Annotated in this window: 12 protein-coding genes and 2 tRNA genes; 1 reads left to right on the top strand and 13 read right to left on the bottom strand. The window is 39.8% G+C overall.

Annotation, left to right across the window (positions count from 1 at the left end; genetic code table 11):
- Positions 1–2: 2 nt before the first annotated feature.
- The 5 genes from rplC to rpsL all read right to left on the bottom strand — a co-directional run bounded on the left by rplC (position 3) and on the right by rpsL (position 4,402).
- Positions 3–638, bottom strand: a complete 636-nt coding sequence (gene rplC / locus FC84_RS05690; protein ID WP_057756713.1) for a 50S ribosomal protein L3 — start codon at positions 636–638, stop codon at positions 3–5.
- A gap of 27 nt (positions 639–665) precedes the next feature.
- Positions 666–974: a 30S ribosomal protein S10 gene (rpsJ, locus tag FC84_RS05685; protein WP_057756711.1), complete on the bottom strand. Its 309-nt coding sequence runs from the start codon at positions 972–974 to the stop codon at positions 666–668.
- Between the two features lie 330 nt (positions 975–1,304).
- A complete protein-coding gene (gene fusA / locus FC84_RS05680) occupies positions 1,305–3,398 on the bottom strand; it encodes an elongation factor G (RefSeq protein WP_057756708.1) in 2,094 nt (697 codons plus the stop codon).
- Positions 3,399–3,474: 76 nt separating this feature from the next.
- Positions 3,475–3,945, bottom strand: coding sequence for a 30S ribosomal protein S7 (gene rpsG / locus FC84_RS05675; protein ID WP_057756705.1), 471 nt, complete (start codon positions 3,943–3,945; stop codon positions 3,475–3,477).
- Positions 3,946–3,988: 43 nt separating this feature from the next.
- Positions 3,989–4,402: a 30S ribosomal protein S12 gene (gene rpsL, locus FC84_RS05670; RefSeq protein WP_057756703.1), complete on the bottom strand. Its 414-nt coding sequence runs from the start codon at positions 4,400–4,402 to the stop codon at positions 3,989–3,991.
- A gap of 263 nt (positions 4,403–4,665) precedes the next feature.
- Between rpsL and FC84_RS05665 the strand changes: the two genes are divergently transcribed.
- Positions 4,666–5,352 carry a prepilin peptidase gene (locus FC84_RS05665; protein WP_057756701.1) on the top strand — a complete coding sequence of 229 codons (687 nt, stop codon included), beginning with the start codon at positions 4,666–4,668 and terminating at the stop codon, positions 5,350–5,352.
- A 55-nt stretch (positions 5,353–5,407) separates the two neighbouring features.
- On the opposite strand, the gene rpoC is transcribed toward FC84_RS05665, so the two are convergent.
- The 8 genes from rpoC to FC84_RS05625 all read right to left on the bottom strand — a co-directional run bounded on the left by rpoC (position 5,408) and on the right by FC84_RS05625 (position 18,701).
- A complete protein-coding gene (gene rpoC, locus FC84_RS05660; protein WP_057756699.1) occupies positions 5,408–9,064 on the bottom strand; it encodes a DNA-directed RNA polymerase subunit beta' in 3,657 nt (1,218 codons plus the stop codon).
- A 37-nt stretch (positions 9,065–9,101) separates the two neighbouring features.
- Positions 9,102–12,713, bottom strand: a complete 3,612-nt coding sequence (gene rpoB, locus FC84_RS05655; RefSeq protein WP_318655623.1) for a DNA-directed RNA polymerase subunit beta — start codon at positions 12,711–12,713, stop codon at positions 9,102–9,104.
- A 290-nt stretch (positions 12,714–13,003) separates the two neighbouring features.
- The gene (locus FC84_RS05650; protein WP_057756695.1) at positions 13,004–14,254 is read right to left on the bottom strand and encodes a peptidase U32 family protein; all 1,251 of its coding nucleotides are present in this window, start codon (positions 14,252–14,254) and stop codon (positions 13,004–13,006) included.
- Complete coding sequence (locus tag FC84_RS05645; protein WP_057756693.1) at positions 14,254–15,177, bottom strand: peptidase U32 family protein; 924 nt, start codon at positions 15,175–15,177, stop codon at positions 14,254–14,256. The genes FC84_RS05650 and FC84_RS05645 overlap by 1 nt, the downstream gene beginning before the upstream one ends.
- Before the next feature lie 177 nt (positions 15,178–15,354).
- Positions 15,355–17,844 (bottom strand): ATP-dependent Clp protease ATP-binding subunit, encoded by a 2,490-nt coding sequence (locus tag FC84_RS05640; protein WP_057756691.1) that lies wholly within the window; start codon positions 17,842–17,844, stop codon positions 15,355–15,357.
- Between the two features lie 18 nt (positions 17,845–17,862).
- Positions 17,863–18,333: a CtsR family transcriptional regulator gene (locus tag FC84_RS05635; RefSeq protein WP_057756689.1), complete on the bottom strand. Its 471-nt coding sequence runs from the start codon at positions 18,331–18,333 to the stop codon at positions 17,863–17,865.
- A 168-nt stretch (positions 18,334–18,501) separates the two neighbouring features.
- Positions 18,502–18,575: transfer RNA gene (locus tag FC84_RS05630), tRNA-Pro, on the bottom strand.
- A 54-nt stretch (positions 18,576–18,629) separates the two neighbouring features.
- Positions 18,630–18,701: transfer RNA gene (locus FC84_RS05625), tRNA-Gly, on the bottom strand.
- Between the last annotated feature and the right edge of the window lie 102 nt (positions 18,702–18,803).

The following is an 18,803-nucleotide window of genomic DNA, read 5'->3' as shown; positions in this document are numbered from 1 at the left end:
GATTATTTCTTTGATGATTTAATAGCGGATTTAATTGTTACAAATGATTTCTTAGCTCCAGGTACATTACCCTTGATCAAGATAACGTTATGGTCTGTATCAACACGAACAACTTCAAGATTTTGAATTGTTACTTTGTCGCTACCCATACGTCCTGGTAACATCTTACCCTTGAATACACGGTTAATGATTGCACCCATTGAACCAGGGATACGATGGTAACGAGAACCGTGGGTTTCAGGACCACGTGATTGACCAAAGCGTTTAATGTTACCTTGGTAACCATGACCTTTCGTAATACCAGTAACATCAACGATATCACCAGCGGCAAAGATATCAGCTTTGACCTCTGAGCCTAATTCATAATCTCCTAGCTCAACATCACGAATTTCTCGAATGAAGCGCTTAGGAGTCGTGTTTGCTTTAGCAGCATGACCTTTAGCTGGTTTGTTCGACAAAACTTCACGTACATCTTGGTAACCTAATTGAACTGCTTCGTAACCGTCGTTTTCAACAGTCTTAACTTGTAAGACAACGTTGTTGCTAACTTCGATAACTGTTACAGGAATTAATTCACCGTTTTCAGTGAAGACTTGGGTCATTCCAACCTTTTTCCCTAAGATTCCTTTTCTGGTCATGACTACACCTCCATTTTTTTGAATTTATTATAACTTGATTTCGATGTCAACGCCGCTTGGTAAGTCGAGCTTCATCAAAGCATCAACTGTCTTAGCAGATGGGTTAACAATATCGATCAAACGCTTATGCGTACGGATCTCGAACTGTTCACGTGAATCCTTGTACTTATGTGGTGAACGTAAAACAGTGTATAAGCTACGTTCAGTTGGTAGTGGAATTGGACCACTAATTGAAGCACCAGTACGTTTTGCAGTTTCAACAATTTTTTCAGCTGATTGATCTAAGATACGATGTTCATAAGCCTTCAACCGAATACGAATCTTTTGTTTTGCCATGGAATTTACCTCCTTTTCGTCTCATAAATGGACAAGCTCCGCAGAAATTCCCGCCACAACCGTCGTGGCAATGCAACCGGGTGTGTCGCAACCTTCTGTTTCTAAGCCCTAGTTCTTGTACCCGTTCAGGAGCGCATTACGCCCTTGTTTACAAGCACTTTATCTATAATACATGATGATTATTGATAAATCAACACTTTACACTGATTTTCTGAAATTTTTTTGAACATTTTCAAGATTTCTTTTTTGACAAGTTTATTACGCGTATAAACCATCAACTCCACAAAAAAACGCTAAGTCCAATTGGACTTAGCGTAAAAACATTTTTAATTATTTAGCGTTACCACCGTTTTTTTCGATGATTTCAGCTTGGATAGACTTAGGAACAGCTTCATAATGATCAAATGTCATTGTGAAGACACCACGGCCTTGAGTTGCTGAACGTAATGTTGTTGCATAGCCAAACATTTCTGACAATGGTACGAATGAGTGAATGACCTTAGCACCGCCACGATCTTCCATACCTTCCATACGACCACGACGAGCTGTAATTTGGCCAATGATATCACCCATGTATTCTTCAGGGACAGTAACGTCAACCTTCATGAGTGGTTCAAGGATAACAGCACCAGCGTCTTTAGCAGCGTTTCTTAATGACATTGAAGCGGCAACTTTAAAGGCAGCTTCAGAAGAATCGACTTCATGATATGAACCATCATATAACTTAGCTTTAACATCAATCAAAGGATAACCTGCAAGTACACCGTTAGCCATTGATTCTTTCAAACCTTGTTCTACTGAAGGAATGTATTCACGAGGAACAACACCACCAACGATAGCATTTTCAAATTCGAAGCCTTTACCTTCTTCGTTAGGTGAGAATTCAACCCAAACGTCACCATATTGACCTTTACCACCAGATTGGCGAACGAACTTACCTTGTGCAGAAGCTGTCTTCGTAAATGTTTCACGATAAGCAACTTGTGGTTCACCAACTTTAGCATCAACGTTGAATTCACGTTTCATACGATCGATATAGACATCAAGTTGTAACTCACCCATACCAGCGATTAAAGTTTCGCCAGTTTCTTGGTTAGTTTCAGCTCGGAATGATGGATCTTCTTCAGCTAATTTTTGAATAGCAACGTCCATCTTAGCCTGATCAGCTTTTGATTGAGGTTCAACGGACATTTGGATAACTGGTTCTGGAACTTCCATTGATTCAAGAATTAATGGATGATCTGGATCAGTTAATGAATCACCAGTTGTTGTATTCTTCAAGCCGATTGCAGCAGCAATATCACCTGAGAAGACTTCTGGGATTTCTTTACGTTGGTTAGAGTGCATTTGCACCAAACGACCAATACGTTCACGTTTGTCCCGTGAAGAGTTAAGAACGTATGAACCTGATTCCAAAGTACCAGTATAAACACGGATAAATGTCAAACGACCAACGAATGGATCAGTTGTGATCTTGAAAGCTAATGATGCAAAAGGTGCATCATCGTTAGCTTTCAATTCAACTTCTTCGCCAGTTTCAGGGTTTGTTGCGTTGTATGGTTTAACATCAAGAGGTGATGGTAAATAATCAACAACTGCATCAAGCATCATTTGGACACCTTTATTCTTGAAGGCAGAACCAGCAAGAACTGGGAATAATTCCAATGCTAAAGTACCTTTACGAATAGCAGCTTTAATTTCAGGAATAGAAATTTCTTCGCCTTCAAGATACTTGTCCATAATGTCATCATCGATATCAGCAAGCTTTTCGATCATGATATTACGACGCTTTTCAGCTTCTTCTTTGTATTCTTCAGGAACATCAACAGTATCCCATTCTGTACCGAGTTCGTCTTCGTCGTAGATATCGGCTTTCATTTCAACTAAGTCAATAACACCTTCGAAGTCGTCTTCAGCACCGATAGGCATTTGAATTGCTAAGGCATTAGCATTCAAACGTTCGCCAAGTGAGTCAACTGAAAAGTCAAAGTTAGCACCGATCTTGTCCATCTTGTTTGCAAAAACAATCCGAGGAACATTATATTCAGATGCTTGACGCCAAACAGTTTCAGTTTGTGGTTCAACACCTGCTTGTGCATCTAAGACAGTTACGGCACCATCAAGGACACGTAATGAACGTTCAACTTCCATTGTGAAGTCAACGTGACCTGGGGTATCAATGATATTGATACGGTGGTCTTTCCATTGTGCAGTTGTTGCGGCAGATTGAATTGTAATACCACGTTCTTGTTCTTGTTCCATCCAGTCCATTTGTGAAGCACCATCATGGGTTTCACCGATTTTATGGATTTTACCAGTGTAGTATAAAATACGTTCAGTGGTTGTTGTTTTACCAGCATCAATATGAGCCATGATACCAATATTACGTGTCTTTTCCAATGGGAATTCACGTTTGTTTGCCATTTGAGTAACTCCTCTCGAAAATAGTTCAGATTATAAAAGTGAGCGGCAAATTAAAGGCCGCTCACAACGAATAATTTTACCAACGATAATGAGCAAAGGCACGGTTGGCATCGGCCATCTTATGTGTGTCTTCACGTTTCTTAACAGATGCACCAGTGTTGTTAGCAGCATCCATAATTTCGTTAGCTAAACGTTCGTCCATTGTATGTTCGTTACGAAGACGAGCGTAGTTAACGAGCCAACGTAAACCAAGTGTCGTACGACGTTCTGGGCGAACTTCGATAGGAACTTGATAGTTAGAACCACCGATACGGCGAGCCTTAACTTCAAGTACTGGCATGATATTCTTCATTGCTTCTTCAAAGACTTCAAGTGGTTCCTTGCCTGTCTTTTCCTTAACAATGTCGAATGCGTCATAAAGAATTGTTGAAGCAGTTCCGCGCTTGCCATCAATCATTAAGCGATTGATTAAACGAGAAACTAATTTTGAATTATAAATAGGATCGGGTAAAACGTCACGTTTTGCCACAGTACCTTTTCTTGGCATTGAGTAAACCTCCTAGTAATGGTCAATTAATTGTATTGTTTAATTATTTCTTAGGGCGCTTAGCACCATACTTCGAACGGCTTTGTTTACGGTCAGCAACGCCGGCAGTATCTAAAGCACCACGAATAATATGGTAACGAACACCAGGAAGGTCTTTTACACGACCACCACGAATTAAAACAACACTATGCTCTTGTAAGTTATGACCAATACCAGGAATGTATGCAGTCACTTCAAGCAAGTTAGACAAGCGAACACGCGCATATTTACGTAACGCAGAGTTAGGCTTTTTAGGTGTCATTGTGCCGACACGAGTTGCAACCCCACGTTTTTGTGGTGCAGGATTATCAGTTAAAGATTTCTTTTTACTATTGTAACCAAAGTTCAAAGCTGGTGAATTCGACTTTGTTGTCTTTGATTGACGGCCTTTACGTACCAATTGGTTAATTGTTGGCATCAAAGATCCTCCTCAAATTATTAATAGGTTTTAAGTACACACATCCAGGCGGTTCTTTTTTTCGTAAAAAATAATAGCCCAGATGAATATTGGCTTGGAATAGAGCAGCACGGACGTCGAAACGTCGAACAATATTCAATAAGCACCTTTAATAGGTTATCACGATGTCATAGTTGTGTCAATTAATCATTATGAAAAAGATTTATTATTTTCAGTAAAGTTTTGGTCTGATTAAGTGTATTTAAACTATGGAGGTAGTCAACATGATATTTATTTTTCAATTTTTACTTTTTTTAATGGGTGCAACGTTAGCTTCTTTTTTTCAATTATTGGCCGATCGTCAACCACTTGGCCTTGATGTGGTGTTTACACCCTCTTACTGCGACAGCTGTTTTAAACAACTTGCTTATTATGATTTAATTCCTATTTTTGGTTATTTACGACAACATGGTCACTGTCGCTATTGCGATCATAACATTGCACCTGATTCTTTAATTTGGGAATTTATTGGTGGTTTTAGTATTTGCTGGATGGCTTCTCAAAATTATCTTTTTAACGGGCATTATTTATTGGTCCAGATTTTAATCTTACAATTGGCCATTTTTGACGCTCAGCATTTTTATGTTGATCAACTTTATTTAACACAACTATTTATCATCGTTATTTTGTTGTGGGGATCTAGTTTAGTAACCAATCTCATCCCTGCTATTTTGTGTTTTGTTGTTTTAACGCTTTTAAGCTATCTTTCAAAGGGATTAGGAAATGCCGATGTGCAATTAATTAGTCTGGCACTATTAGCCATTGGTTTTACGGCTACGCTTTGGCTTTGTTTACTGACCAACCTTTTTATCTTGATTCACTTTCTTTTAAGACGTACACAAACCAAATTCCCTTTTATTCCCTATTTTTACATTGCACTCCTTACCTTGCCGTTATTACCAATCAAGTAACACAACAAAAAAGCAGCCGCGAGAATATTCTCACGGCTGCTTTAAATTAGACTAACTATTTATCATTATGGTTAGCTTCTTCAGTTTCTTGCATTTGTTTTTCAATATCAGAAATTGAATAAATACTTTGTGAAGAAACCCCAACCTTTTCTGGTTCCATATGACGATACTTCGCCATACCAGTACCAGCAGGTACGATCTTACCGATAATGACGTTCTCTTTCAAACCAATTAATGGATCATTCTTACCGCGAATTGAAGCATCCGTCAAGACACGAGTTGTTTCTTGGAATGATGCAGCAGATAAGAAACTATTAGTTTCAAGAGAGGCCTTAGTAATACCAAGCAAGACTGGACGACCAGTTGCAGGAACACCACCGTTGACCAAAGTCTTTTGGTTTTGTTCTGTAAAGTCAGCAATATCTAACAAAGTACCAGGTAAGATATCAGTATCTCCAGGATCAAGAACACGAATCTTACGTAGCATTTGACGAACCATAACTTCAACGTGCTTATCACTGATTTCAACACCCTGCATCCGGTAAGTCTTTTGAACTTCGGAGAGCAAGTAGTTTTCAGTTGTTAAGACATCAGTTACGCGAATTAATTGCTTAGGATCAATTGAACCACCAGTTAACTTAGTACCACGCTCAACATGGTCACCTTCAGCAACAGCAACACTTGATGCATAAGGGACACTGTAAGTTCGAGTATCAGTTTGGCCTTCAACTGTAATTTCACGAGTATGTTCTGCAGGATTCTCATCGATTGCAGTAACAGTACCGTTAACCTCAGTGATAACCGCAAGACCCTTAGGATTACGTGCTTCAAAAATTTCTTGGACACGAGGTAAACCTTGAGTAATATCTTCGCCACCGGCAACACCGCCAGAGTGGAAGTTACGCATGGTCAACTGAGTACCGGGTTCGCCGATTGATTGGGCAGCAACTGTACCAACAGCTTCGCCGACTTCAACTTCGTCACCAGTAGCTAAGTTATAACCATAACATTTCTTGCAGACACCATGTTTTGTATTACATGTGAAGACGGAACGAATTGTTGCTTCTTCAACACCAGCATCAACAATGCGGTTGGCAATGTCTTCATCAACTAATTGACCACGAACAGCAATAATTTCGCCAGTTTCTGGATCAACGATTGATTTTTGCAAGTAACGACCAACTAAACGATCAAACAATGATTCGATTAATTCGTTACCTTCGCGAATTGCTTTGATTACGATACCGCGATCAGTACCACAATCTTCTTCACGAACAATAACATCTTGAGCAACATCAACCAAACGACGTGTCAAGTAACCAGAATCGGCTGTCTTCAAGGCCGTATCAGTCATACCTTTACGAGCACCGTGGGTAGACATGAACATTTCCATGACGGATAAACCTTCACGGAAGTTAGAAGTAACAGGGACTTCCATCATACCACCGTTAGGAGCGGCCATTAAGCCACGCATACCGGCTAACTGCGTAAAGTTAGAGATCGAACCACGGGCACCAGAATCACTCATCATTGAGATTGGGTTAGATGGGTCAAATGAGTCGATCAATTCTTGTTGAATTTCGTCCTTAGCATCGTTCCAAATCGTAATAACTCGATCATGACGTTCTTGATCAGTAATTAAACCACGACGGAATTGCTTAGAAACGTTGTTAACTTTCTTATGAGCATCGTCAATAATCTTTTCTTTGTCTGGCATGGTTGGTACGTCAGTAACGCCGACCGTAATACCAGAAAGTGTACAAACAGTGTAGCCTAATTCTTTCATGTCATCCAACAATTCAGAAGTTCGTTGTACACGGTAAACTTTGAAGACCTGAGCGATGATATCTGATAAGAAGCCTTTCTTGAATGGGTCGATCAATTCAGCCGTTTCCAAACGATCATGAATATCTTCGCCTGGTTCAAGATAATAAGCTGAAAGATCAGCATCAATTAAGTTTTTAGCAGTTGGTTCATTCAAATATGGTAAATCTTCAGGCAAGACCTGGTTGAAAATGGCCTTACCAACAGTTGTAATTAAGATACCATTACGATATTGATCTGGGAATGGTTTCTTTGGCATTGAGTTAATCGCAATACCAATACGAGAGTGATAATGAACATCGCCATTTTGCATAGCTGTCAAGACTTCACCGAAGTCTTTAAAGATCATGCCTTCGCCTTCGCGACCACGTTCTTCAAGCGTTAGGTAATAGTTACCTAAAACAACGTCCTGAGAAGGTGTAACGATTGGCTTGCCATCTTTAGGTGCCAAGATATGATGAGCAGCTAACATCAACATCCGTGCTTCAGCTTGTGCTTCATCAGATAATGGCACGTGAATAGCCATCTGATCACCATCAAAATCGGCATTGTAAGCTTCACAAGCTAATGGGTGAAGACGCATTGCTTTACCATCAACCAAGACAGGTTCAAATGCTTGGATACCTAAACGGTGCAATGTAGGGGCCCGGTTTAAAAGAACTGGACGTTCTTTAATAACATCTTCAACAACATCCCAGACATCGTCATCTTGACGTTCAATTTTACGTTTAGCATTCTTAATATTTGAAGCAAGCTCACGCTTAACTAATTCATGCATAACGAATGGTTTGAACAATTCCAAAGCCATTTGTCGTGGCAAACCACATTGATAGAATTTCAACGTTGGGCCAACGTCGATAACTGAACGACCAGAGTAGTCGACACGTTTACCAAGTAAGTTTTGACGGAAACGACCTTGCTTACCTTTCAACATATGTGACAATGACTTCAATGGACGATTACCAGGACCAGCAACTGGACGGCCCCGACGACCATTATCGATCAAAGCATCAACCGCTTCTTGCAACATCCGCTTTTCGTTTTGAACGATGATATTAGGTGCGTTTAAATCCAACAAACGTTTCAAACGATTGTTACGGTTAATCACACGACGATACAAATCATTCAAATCAGAAGTGGCAAAACGGCCACCTTCCAATTGAACCATTGGCCGTAAATCTGGTGGGATAACTGGAATAGCATCCATAACCATCCATTCTGGACGGTTACCAGATTGACGAAAGGCATCCAAGATATCCAAACGGCGAATAGCGCGCGTCCGTTTTTGACCTTGAGCACTCTTCAATTCTTCTTTTAACTCAACAACTTCTTTTTCAAGATCGACTTTTTCAAGTAATTCTTTGATTGCTTCAGCACCCATTTTGGCGTTGAATTGACCATTGAATTCTTCCATTCGTTCCCGATATTCTTGTTCAGTTAATAATTGTTTATATTCAAGTGTTGTATCAGCAGGATCGATAACAACATATGATGCAAAGTAGATAATTTCTTCCAAAGCACGTGGGCTCATGTCTAAGACAAGACCCATTCGGCTAGGAATACCTTTGAAGTACCAGATATGTGTTACTGGTGCAGCAAGTTCAATATGACCCATCCGTTCACGACGAACTTTTGAGCGTGTCACTTCAACACCACAACGGTCACAAACAATGCCCTTATAACGAACACGTTTGTACTTACCGCAGGCACATTCCCAGTCTTTTGTTGGTCCGAAGATGCGTTCGTCGAACAAACCATCACGTTCTGGTTTTAAAGTCCGATAGTTGATCGTTTCAGGCTTTTTAACCTCACCGTAAGACCAACTACGGATCTTATCAGGTGATGCAAGTCCGATCTGCATGCTTTCAAACTTATTTACATCGATCAAAGATTTAGACCTCCCTGTTATTTTCAGTCAACTAACATTATTTATCTGAGTCAGCGTTTCCTTTGCCAGTTAGTTCGGCTAACGCCTTACGGGCAGCCTCTTCTTGACGTTTCTTATCTTGTTCATCAGAGAATTTTTGAAGTGCGTCATTGTTAACATTGTCGTTTTCATCGTCATCCATATCACGCAATTCGATCTCTTGATGATCAGCATCAAGGACCTTCATATCAAGACCAAGTGCTTGTAATTCTTTAACCAATACTCGGAATGATTCAGGTACACCTGGCTTAGGAATTGGTTCGCCCTTAACGATGGCTTCATAAGTTTTAACACGACCAACAACGTCATCTGACTTGTAAGTCAAGATTTCTTGTAAGGTATAAGCGGCACCATAAGCTTCAAGTGCCCAAACTTCCATTTCACCAAAACGCTGGCCACCAAACTGTGCTTTACCACCTAAAGGTTGTTGCGTTACTAATGAGTAAGGTCCAATTGAACGAGCATGGATCTTATCGTCAACCATGTGGGCTAACTTCATGTAGTACATAACACCAACAGATACACGGTTATGGAAGGCTTCACCTGTTCGACCATCATAAAGAACTGTCTTACCATCGCTAGCCATACCAGCTTCTTTAACAGTTGCCCAAAGGTCATCATCATTAGCACCATCAAAAACAGGTGTTGAAACATGAATACCTAAGTTACGAGCAGCCATACCTAAATGTAAGTCTAAGACCTGACCAATGTTCATACGAGAAGGAACACCCATTGGGTTCAATAGAATGTCAACTGGTGTACCGTCTGGCATATATGGCATATCTTCTTCAGGAACAACGATTGAAACAGTACCCTTGTTACCATGACGTCCGGCCATCTTATCACCAACTTGGATCTTACGTTTCTGGGTGATATAAACACGAACCATCATGTTAACGCCAGGTGATAATTCATCGCCTGCTTCACGAGTAAAGATCTTAACATCTTGAACGATGCCGCCGCCGCCATGAGGAACTTTCAATGAAGTATCGCGAACTTCACGAGCTTTTTCACCGAAAATAGCATGTAACAAACGTTCTTCTGCAGAAAGCTCTGTCACACCCTTAGGCGTTACTTTACCGACTAAGATGTCACCATCGTTAACTTCAGCACCAATGCGGATAACACCGAATTCATCTAGGTCTTTAAGTGCATCTTCACCGACGTTAGGAATTTCCCGAGTGATCTCTTCTGGTCCTAACTTCGTATCACGTGCTTCTGATTCATATTCTTCAATATGAATTGATGTGTAACTATCATCTTTAACTAAACGTTCAGACAAGACAATGGCATCTTCGAAGTTATACATATTCCAAGTCATGAAGGCAATCAGTGGGTTTTGGCCTAATGCCAATTCACCCTTTTCCATTGCAGGACCATCAGCGATAATTTCACTAACATCAACATGATCGCCTTTTGCAACGATTGGACGTTGGTTATAGCACTTACCAGCATTAGAACGACGGAACTTCATTAATGGATACTTATCAAGCGTACCATCTTCACGACGAACCCGAACTTCTTTGGCGTCAACAAATTCAACAGTACCAGGATGTTTAGCTAACATTGCTGTTCCTGAATCGTGTGCAGCAACATATTCCATACCAGTACCAACTAATGGTGCATGTGGATTAACCAGAGGTACGGCCTGACGTTGCATGTTGGCACCCATTAAGGCACGGTTAGAGTCATCGTTTTCCAAGAAAGGAATGCAGGCAGTGGCTACGGCAACTACTTGCTTAGGTGAAACGTCCATATAATCGACTTTTTCAGGGCTGATTTCAATGTTGTCATCTTTATGACGAGCCAAAACAGTGTCATCAACGAAACTACCATCTTCATTTAATGGTGAGTTGGCCTGAGCAACAATGTAATTATCTTCTTCATCAGCAGTTAAATAATCAATTTTGTCTGTAACCTTATGATCAGTCCAAGCAACACGACGGTATGGTGTTTCAATGAAACCATACTTGTTAACAACGGCATAAGAAGCCAAACTGTTAATCAAACCGATGTTAGGACCTTCAGGTGTTTCAATTGGACACATACGACCATAATGCGTGTAGTGAACGTCACGGACTTCATATCCGGCACGGTCACGAGTCAAACCACCAGGCCCTAAGGCAGATAGACGACGTTTATGAGTTAACTCGCCTAATGGGTTCGTTTGATCCATGAACTGTGACAATTGAGAAGAACCAAAGAATTCTTTAATTGAAGCAACAACAGGACGAATGTTAATTAATTGTTGTGGTGTTACAGTAGCAGCGTCTTGGATAGACATCCGCTCGCGAACAACACGTTCCATCCGTGCTAAACCAATACGAAATTGGTTTTGCAATAATTCACCAACAGAACGAATTCGACGGTTACCCAAGTGATCAATATCATCAGTTGAGCCTAAGCCTTCACGTAAGTTCAAGAAGTAATTAATCGAAGCAATAATATCTGCAGGTGTAATATGCTTAACATCTTCAGGAATATTACCGTTACTAATTAAACGAACTTCACGTTCTGGATCATCAGGAGAAACAACTTTGATGGTTTGAATTGTCATTGGTTCAGTGACAACACCTTCATCAGAAGGTTCAAAAGTTTGTGTCTTAAAGTCATCACGTTCAAGATATGGACTTAATTTATCCATAACTTCACGGTCAACTAAACTTCCCTTAGCTGCAATAATTTCACCTGTATCAGGATCAGCTAATGTTTCAGCTAATGTTTGGTTAAGCAAGCGATGCTTCATACCAAGCTTCTTATTGATCTTATAACGACCAACTGGTGCTAAGTCGTAACGCTTTGGATCAAAGAAACGTGCATAAAGTAATGAACGAGAACTGTCAGCCGTCTTAGGTTCGCCTGGGCGGAGACGTTCGTAAATATCCTTTAAGGCTTCAGTGACACGAGAGTCTGTTGTATCCTTATGGATATCTTTTTCCATCGTTAACATTAGGCTTTCGTTTTCGCCTAAGATATCGATGATTTCTGAATCAGAGCCAAATCCTAATGCCCGAACTAAGACGGTCATTGGTAACTTACGAGTCCGATCAATCCGTACGTAAGAAAGATCCTTAGCGTCAGATTCATATTCCAACCAAGCACCACGGTTAGGAATAACAGTTGTGCCATATAAAGTACGGCTGTTTTTATCAATGGAAGAATTAAAGTAGACACCTGGTGAACGAACTAACTGTGAAACAATAACACGTTCAGCACCGTTAATGATAAAAGTACCTTGTTGCGTCATTAATGGGAAATCACCAAAGAAAACATCTTGAGTTTTGATTTCATTTGTTTCATGGTTAGTCAATTTTAAAGTGACGTGTAGTGGTGCAGAGTAGTTAGCATCGTGTTGACGTGCTTCTTCGACTGTATATTTTGGTTCTAAAAGTTTATAACCCACAAACTCTAAAGAAAGGTTACCTGCAAAGTCATCAATTGGCATGATATCTTGGAACATGCTCTTAAGGCCTTCATCAAGGAACCATTGGTAAGAATTTGTTTGGATCTCGATCAAATTTGGTAAATCAAGCACTTCTTTAATACGTGCATACGAACGACGTGTCCGATGTTTACCATATTTCACGATATGTCCTGTCAAACCGTTCACCCCTTCAAAAAATTCAGTAACAAATAAGATTACAGTTAGGTTACAAAAGTTACATTTTCATTAAGAACACTATTTTCGTCTTTTTTGAGCAAAAAAAAGACAAAAACAATGCGTTTAACGAATTGCTTTTGTACTTTATAATCACAAACCGGACAATAGATCGGCGTGATACTGCAATTATGCTACAGTTCTTTTAGACTAAACAAGTATAGCCTAATTTCACAAATAATGCAACAGAATTAGCTTTAGTATTCAATATTTTCAGAAAAATCCTTTTGTTTTTGCACGAGTTATTTTTCTTCGTTAGCACGAACAAAATCGCCCGGCTTAACTGGTGCGTCACAGGTGAAATGAACAATCTGCATCGCATGTGGTGCCCGTTCAATTGCTTGATCTTTATCATCAAATAGGTCTGTCACCTTTTGGGTATGATGAGCAAAGTTAGGACCATAGAATTCAATCGTATCCCCAACGCCGAAGTTATTTCGTTGTTGAACCGTGACTTGCTTAGTTACTTCATCATAAGCTAAAACTTCACCGACAAAGGCATAACGTGGCATCCGGCGACGTTTACCAAATAATTGGAAGTTCTCGTCAGGCGTACCATAATAAAAGCCAGTTGATAATTCACGTTGAGCAACTTTCCACAACTCATCAACCCAAGCCGGATCTAATTGATAGTTTTCTGGATCTTCGCAATATGAGCGAACCGCTTTTGAATAAACGTTAGCAACAGTTGAAACATAATGCACAGTCTTCATACGGCCTTCAATTTTTAATGAGTCAACGCCAGCCTCGACTAAATCAGGAATGTGTTCGATCATTGACATATCTACCGCACTCATCGAGAATTCTTCTAACTTGCCATCAGGACCATGACCAAGTAATTCTCGTTTCTGACCATTATCAGGAATATCAAACAGATCATATTTCCAACGACAGTTTTGCGCACAACCACCACGGTTAGCATCACGCAAACTTAAATGATTAGACAATACACAACGGCCAGAATAGCCAATACACATTGCACCGTGTACAAAAGCTTCAATTTGGACATCTGTATGTTGACGAATCTCTTTGATTTCGTCGATACCGACTTCACGAGCTAACACAACTCGTTCAAGACCCTCATTTTGCCAAAAATTCAATGTTTCATAGTTAGTTGCTGAAGCTTGTGTTGATAAGTGAACCTTCAAACCTGGCGCTTCAGTAATTGCCGTTTCAATCAAAGATGGATCGGAAACGATAACAGCATCAATTCCAGCATCACGAACCTGACGGTAGAATTCACCAGCACCAGCTAAATTTTGTTCATGGGCAACAATATTAGCAGCCACGTAAACTTTAGCATTGTGTTGATGGGCATATTCGGCCCCTTCTTTCATTTCATCAAATGAAAAGTTACCAGCTCGACTTCGTAATCCGTATGCATCACCGCCGATATAAACAGCATCAGCACCGTAATCAATGGCAATACGTAGTTTTTCTGGTGTACCAGCGGGTGCTAGGACTTCTGGATGTTTAACTTTAATTGCTTGCATTATTTCACCTCATTTGGATCGATATCAAAGAAGCCACGATCAAGTCCCCGTTCAGGTGCTTGATTATCATGAACAATTTCGTCTAATTTTGCTAGTTGTTGATCATCTAATGCTTGTTGTGCCATTAGATCCCGTGCTTTGGCAAAGGCCTTAACAATTTCAACGAATTTTGTTTCATCGGCATATAGTCCATCAAGTTTCCAACGGTTCAATTTTAACTCGCTTAATTTTGGCAAGACTGACATTAAATCAACATCATTGTTTGCAAAAATATGTGTGCCGTTAATATCTTCATAAATAGAATAATGGGTTTCCGGATGATGCGGTGCAGAAATGAATAAGCCCCGTTGACGATCGGCCTGATCCAAATGCTCTTGAACAAAATTAGAATAGTTTGTCACCAACGGACGACCTGATTGATGGATAACCGTTGCACCATAAACCAAAACTTCAACGGGAATCGTGATTACCTTTGCTAAAGGAACCATTTCTTCATAAGGAACTTCCCGAGCTAAGACAGCAGCACTAGCTTGATGCTTAGCCCAAAAATTAATTTGCCGAGAACTTGTTACTAAATCCGACGCATCATAAATATAAGGTAAATTGATTTGTTCTTTTGTTAGTAAATAAATAGCCCCAGGATCACCAATGCTAATTTCATCAACATTGATTGATTCCAAGAAACGTAAATATTCAGCGACCTTTTTAATACGATCACTATGAAAAATAGCATTCACTGCCACTGTCACTTTTTTACCATGTTGATGGGCAAGCTCAACCACTTGAGTCAGCTCAGCACGTTCAAAACTATGAGGTAACCGCAAGCCAAAGTAGTCTTCACCCAAATATAAACGATCGGCACCAGCTGCTAATAATTGATCAGCTTGATCAAGGCTGGCCACTGTCGTAACTAATTCTGTCATATATAGACCTCTCCAAAAAAGAATTCCCAACAAGCATAGCATAAAATAACACTAAAAATCTAGCCAAGTTAAGCCTGGTATCGCTCGCTAATAAAAACAACCTTTTGCTGCTTTTTTATTAATCAGTTTAAGACAATAAAAATAGGATCATCAGCTGATCCTATTATTTATTTCGTATTAACTTTTAACGGTTGCCCGGGGTTCAACATCATCTTGATGAACATTAAATGTGATTTTACCTTTGCTAGCACCGATCGTTAACTTAGCACCACTTTGTAATTCTTTGCTAAGTAACATTTCACTGACTTTATCCTCAATATCACGTTGCAAAGCTCGACGTAACGGACGTGCACCGTATTCAGGATTATAGCCATCGGACGCAATAACGTCCATTGCTGCTGGCGTAATCTTAACTTTAATGTCTTGTTCACTTAATCGTGCTAACAATCGTTTAGCAAGAATCTTGACAATAACGCGTAATTGTTCGCGGTCTAAGGCGTGAAAGATAACTGTTTCATCAATCCGGTTTAAAAATTCTGGTCGGAAGAATTGCTTTGTTGCTTCCAAAATCTTAGCTTGCATTGCTGCGTAATCATTACCAGTTGAATGACTACTAAAACCAACGCTCTTATCATCACGTAAGGCAGTTGCCCCTAAGTTAGAAGTCATAATCAAGATTGTATTACGGAAATCAACTTTTCGGCCTTTAGAATCTGTTAAGAAGCCGTCATCTAACACTTGCAATAATAAGTTGAACACATCTGGATGAGCTTTTTCAACTTCATCAAATAAAACAACAGAATATGGCTTATTACGCACTTTTTCGGTTAATTGACCACCTTCATCATAACCAACATAGCCAGGAGGTGAGCCGATTAAACGTGAGGTTGTGAATTGTTCCATGTATTCTGACATATCAATTCGAATCATGTTGTCTTCAGAGCCAAACATTGCTTCTGCCAACGCTTTAGCTAATTCAGTTTTACCAACACCCGTTGGTCCTAAGAATAAAAACGAACCAATTGGCCGACTTGGATCTTTCAAGCCACTGCGTGCACGACGAATTGCTCGTGATACAGAAACAACAGCTTCATCTTGACCAACAACGCGTTGATGCAAGATTTTTTCTAAATCAAGCAGTCGTTCACTTTCTTTTTTCTGCAATTGAGTTACCGGAACACCTGTCCATTCGGCAACAACTTGCGCAACATCATCAGCTTTAACTTGTACATCAGCGCGAACATGCTTTTCATCGTCATCAAAATTATCTAATTGCTTTTTAACGGACTTTTCTTGTTCACGAATCGTTGCTGCTTTTTCGAAGTCTTGTTGTTCAATTGCCTTTTCTTTTTTAGCAACTAATTCCTGCAACTGTTGTTTCATTTTTTCTTCAGGGGTCAGTGTACTATCCGTTTCATTTAAGCGCACTTTAGCTGCAGATTCATCGATTAAATCAATCGCCTTATCAGGCATAAAGCGCCCTGTAATATAACGATTAGCTAAAACAACGGCTTCATGTAATGCTTCGTCAGTAATCGTAACACCATGATGCATTTCATAGCGTGGCCGCAAACCTTGTAAAATCTCCTCAGTTTCAGCTGGGGTTGGTTCATCAACCATAACCGTTGAAAAACGTCGTTCTAAGGCCTGGTCTTTTTCAATATACTTCTGATACTCGTCTAGTGTTGTGGCACCAATTAATTGTAATTCACCACGAGCTAATGCTGGCTTCAAAATATTAGAAGCATCAATAGCACCTTCTGCACCACCAGCACCAATTAGAGTGTGTAATTCATCAATAAAGAGGATCACTTGACCATCTTGATAAATTTCATCGATGACTTTCTTTAAGCGATCTTCAAATTCACCACGATACTTAGTACCCGCAACTAATGAGCCCATATCTAGCATCATCAAACGCTTCTCTTGCATGTCAGCTGGCACATTGCCAGTTACAATTCGTTGTGCTAAACCTTCAGCGATAGCAGTTTTACCAACGCCTGGTTCACCAATTAAAACTGGATTGTTCTTAGTTCGCCGACTTAAAATCTGAATAACTCGTTTAACTTCTTGATCACGACCCACGACTGGATCCATCTTACTTTCACGAGCTGATTGCGTTAAATCTCGTGCTAACTTATCTAAAGTTGGCGTCATTGATTGTTGATTATTTTTTGGTGTTGTGGTGGTTTGATTACGGTGCTTTAATGAACTTTCAGAAAGCCCCATCTTTTTCATTAACAACTGCTTTGTTTTAGAAAGACTGAGACCTAAATCCGTTAAAATTCGTGAAGCTAAGATATCATCTTCACGCAATAAGCCCAGTAAGACATGCTCCGTACCAATTTTAACAGCACCTAATTTCTTAGCTTCATCTCCTGCGTAAGCCAAAATTTGCTTAGATTTAGGTGAGTATGGTAAATAACCATCAGCATCCTCATTAGACTGTTGTGATGAACCATAGCCAGTTAGGCGTTCAATTTCTTCTTTAACATAATCAGGCGTAATCGTTAATTGCCGTAAAGTTTTACCGGCAATACCGCTTTTTTCCATTGTCAGTGCGAGTAACAAGTGTTCTGTGCCAACAGCATGATGATGAAAATAACGTGCTTGCTCTTGGGCAATAACGAGTACTTGACTAGCACTTTCTGTAAATAAATTATCCAAGTTAACGCCTCTCTTTCTCTATGAACGTTTATACCGCAAACTATTTAATAAGGCAATTAATAAGTTAGCACGTAACGTTTCTTCTGCTTCTTGATTGGAAACATTTAAGGTTTTATGTTCACCCATGATTGCCATAATTTGTGCTTCACGCTTGGTTAATAGTTGATTATCATAAAGTTGTTGCAAAAACATTTGTAAATCCTGCTCAGTTATTTGGGTACCAACTAATTCAAGTAGTCGAGTCAAGTATTCGTCTAAATCGGTTGACTGTAGTTTTTCAATACGAATATAGCCGCCACCACCACGTTTACTCTCAACCCAATAACCTTGCTGTTCATTAAAACGAGTTTTAATAACATAATTAATCTGTGAAGGAACACAATTGAACTGTGCTGCAATATCTGAGCGATTAATTTCAATTTGTTGTTGCTCTGCTAATATTTGCTTTAAGTAAGCTTCAATAATATCAGAAATATTTTGTCCAGTCATTGCAAGATCCTTTTCTTTTTATCAAATACGTTCTCACGAAAATCATGATTGACCTTCATTGACCATTATTATAAGAGATAAATGATTGCTTGCCAACCAAATGGACTCGAATTTTCTTAATTTCAAAAAAATAGAACTCAGCCATGATTACTGAGTTCTATTTTTTAATCGGAAAAACAGGATTTGAACCTGCGACCCCTACGTCCCGAACGTAGTGCTCTACCAAGCTGAGCTACTTTCCGTCGGTCTATTTTTTAAACAATAAAAAAAGCCCAAAAGCTAACTTTTAGACTAAAAGCGGAAGACGAGATTCGAACTCGCGACCCCCACCATGGCAAGGTGATGTTCTACCACTGAACTACTTCCGCAAAAACTATTTAATTATTAGAACTTTGATACCTTATGCTTGGTATCATCGGGAAGACAGGATTCGAACCTGCGACCCCCTGGTCCCAAACCAGGTGCTCTAC

It is taken from the genome of Lapidilactobacillus dextrinicus DSM 20335 (assembly GCF_001436095.1).
GTDB lineage: Bacteria > Bacillota > Bacilli > Lactobacillales > Lactobacillaceae > Lapidilactobacillus > Lapidilactobacillus dextrinicus.
Note: the sequence above shows the minus strand (reverse complement) of the source record. Positions and strands in the feature narration are given on the sequence as shown.

Excerpts from the sequence above, each read along its gene's own strand:
- rpsJ (WP_057756711.1), bottom strand. The coding sequence starts at position 974 with ATGGCAAAACAAAAGATTCGTATTCGGTTGAAGGCTTATGAACATCGT.
- FC84_RS05665 (WP_057756701.1), top strand. The coding sequence starts at position 4,666 with ATGATATTTATTTTTCAATTTTTACTTTTTTTAATGGGTGCAACGTTA.
- rpsL (WP_057756703.1), bottom strand. The coding sequence starts at position 4,402 with ATGCCAACAATTAACCAATTGGTACGTAAAGGCCGTCAATCAAAGACA.
- rplC (WP_057756713.1), bottom strand. The coding sequence starts at position 638 with ATGACCAGAAAAGGAATCTTAGGGAAAAAGGTTGGAATGACCCAAGTC.
- FC84_RS05635 (WP_057756689.1), bottom strand. The coding sequence starts at position 18,333 with ATGACTGGACAAAATATTTCTGATATTATTGAAGCTTACTTAAAGCAA.
- rpsG (WP_057756705.1), bottom strand. The coding sequence starts at position 3,945 with ATGCCAAGAAAAGGTACTGTGGCAAAACGTGACGTTTTACCCGATCCT.
- FC84_RS05650 (WP_057756695.1), bottom strand. The coding sequence starts at position 14,254 with ATGCAAGCAATTAAAGTTAAACATCCAGAAGTCCTAGCACCCGCTGGT.
- fusA (WP_057756708.1), bottom strand. The coding sequence starts at position 3,398 with ATGGCAAACAAACGTGAATTCCCATTGGAAAAGACACGTAATATTGGT.
- FC84_RS05645 (WP_057756693.1), bottom strand. The coding sequence starts at position 15,177 with ATGACAGAATTAGTTACGACAGTGGCCAGCCTTGATCAAGCTGATCAA.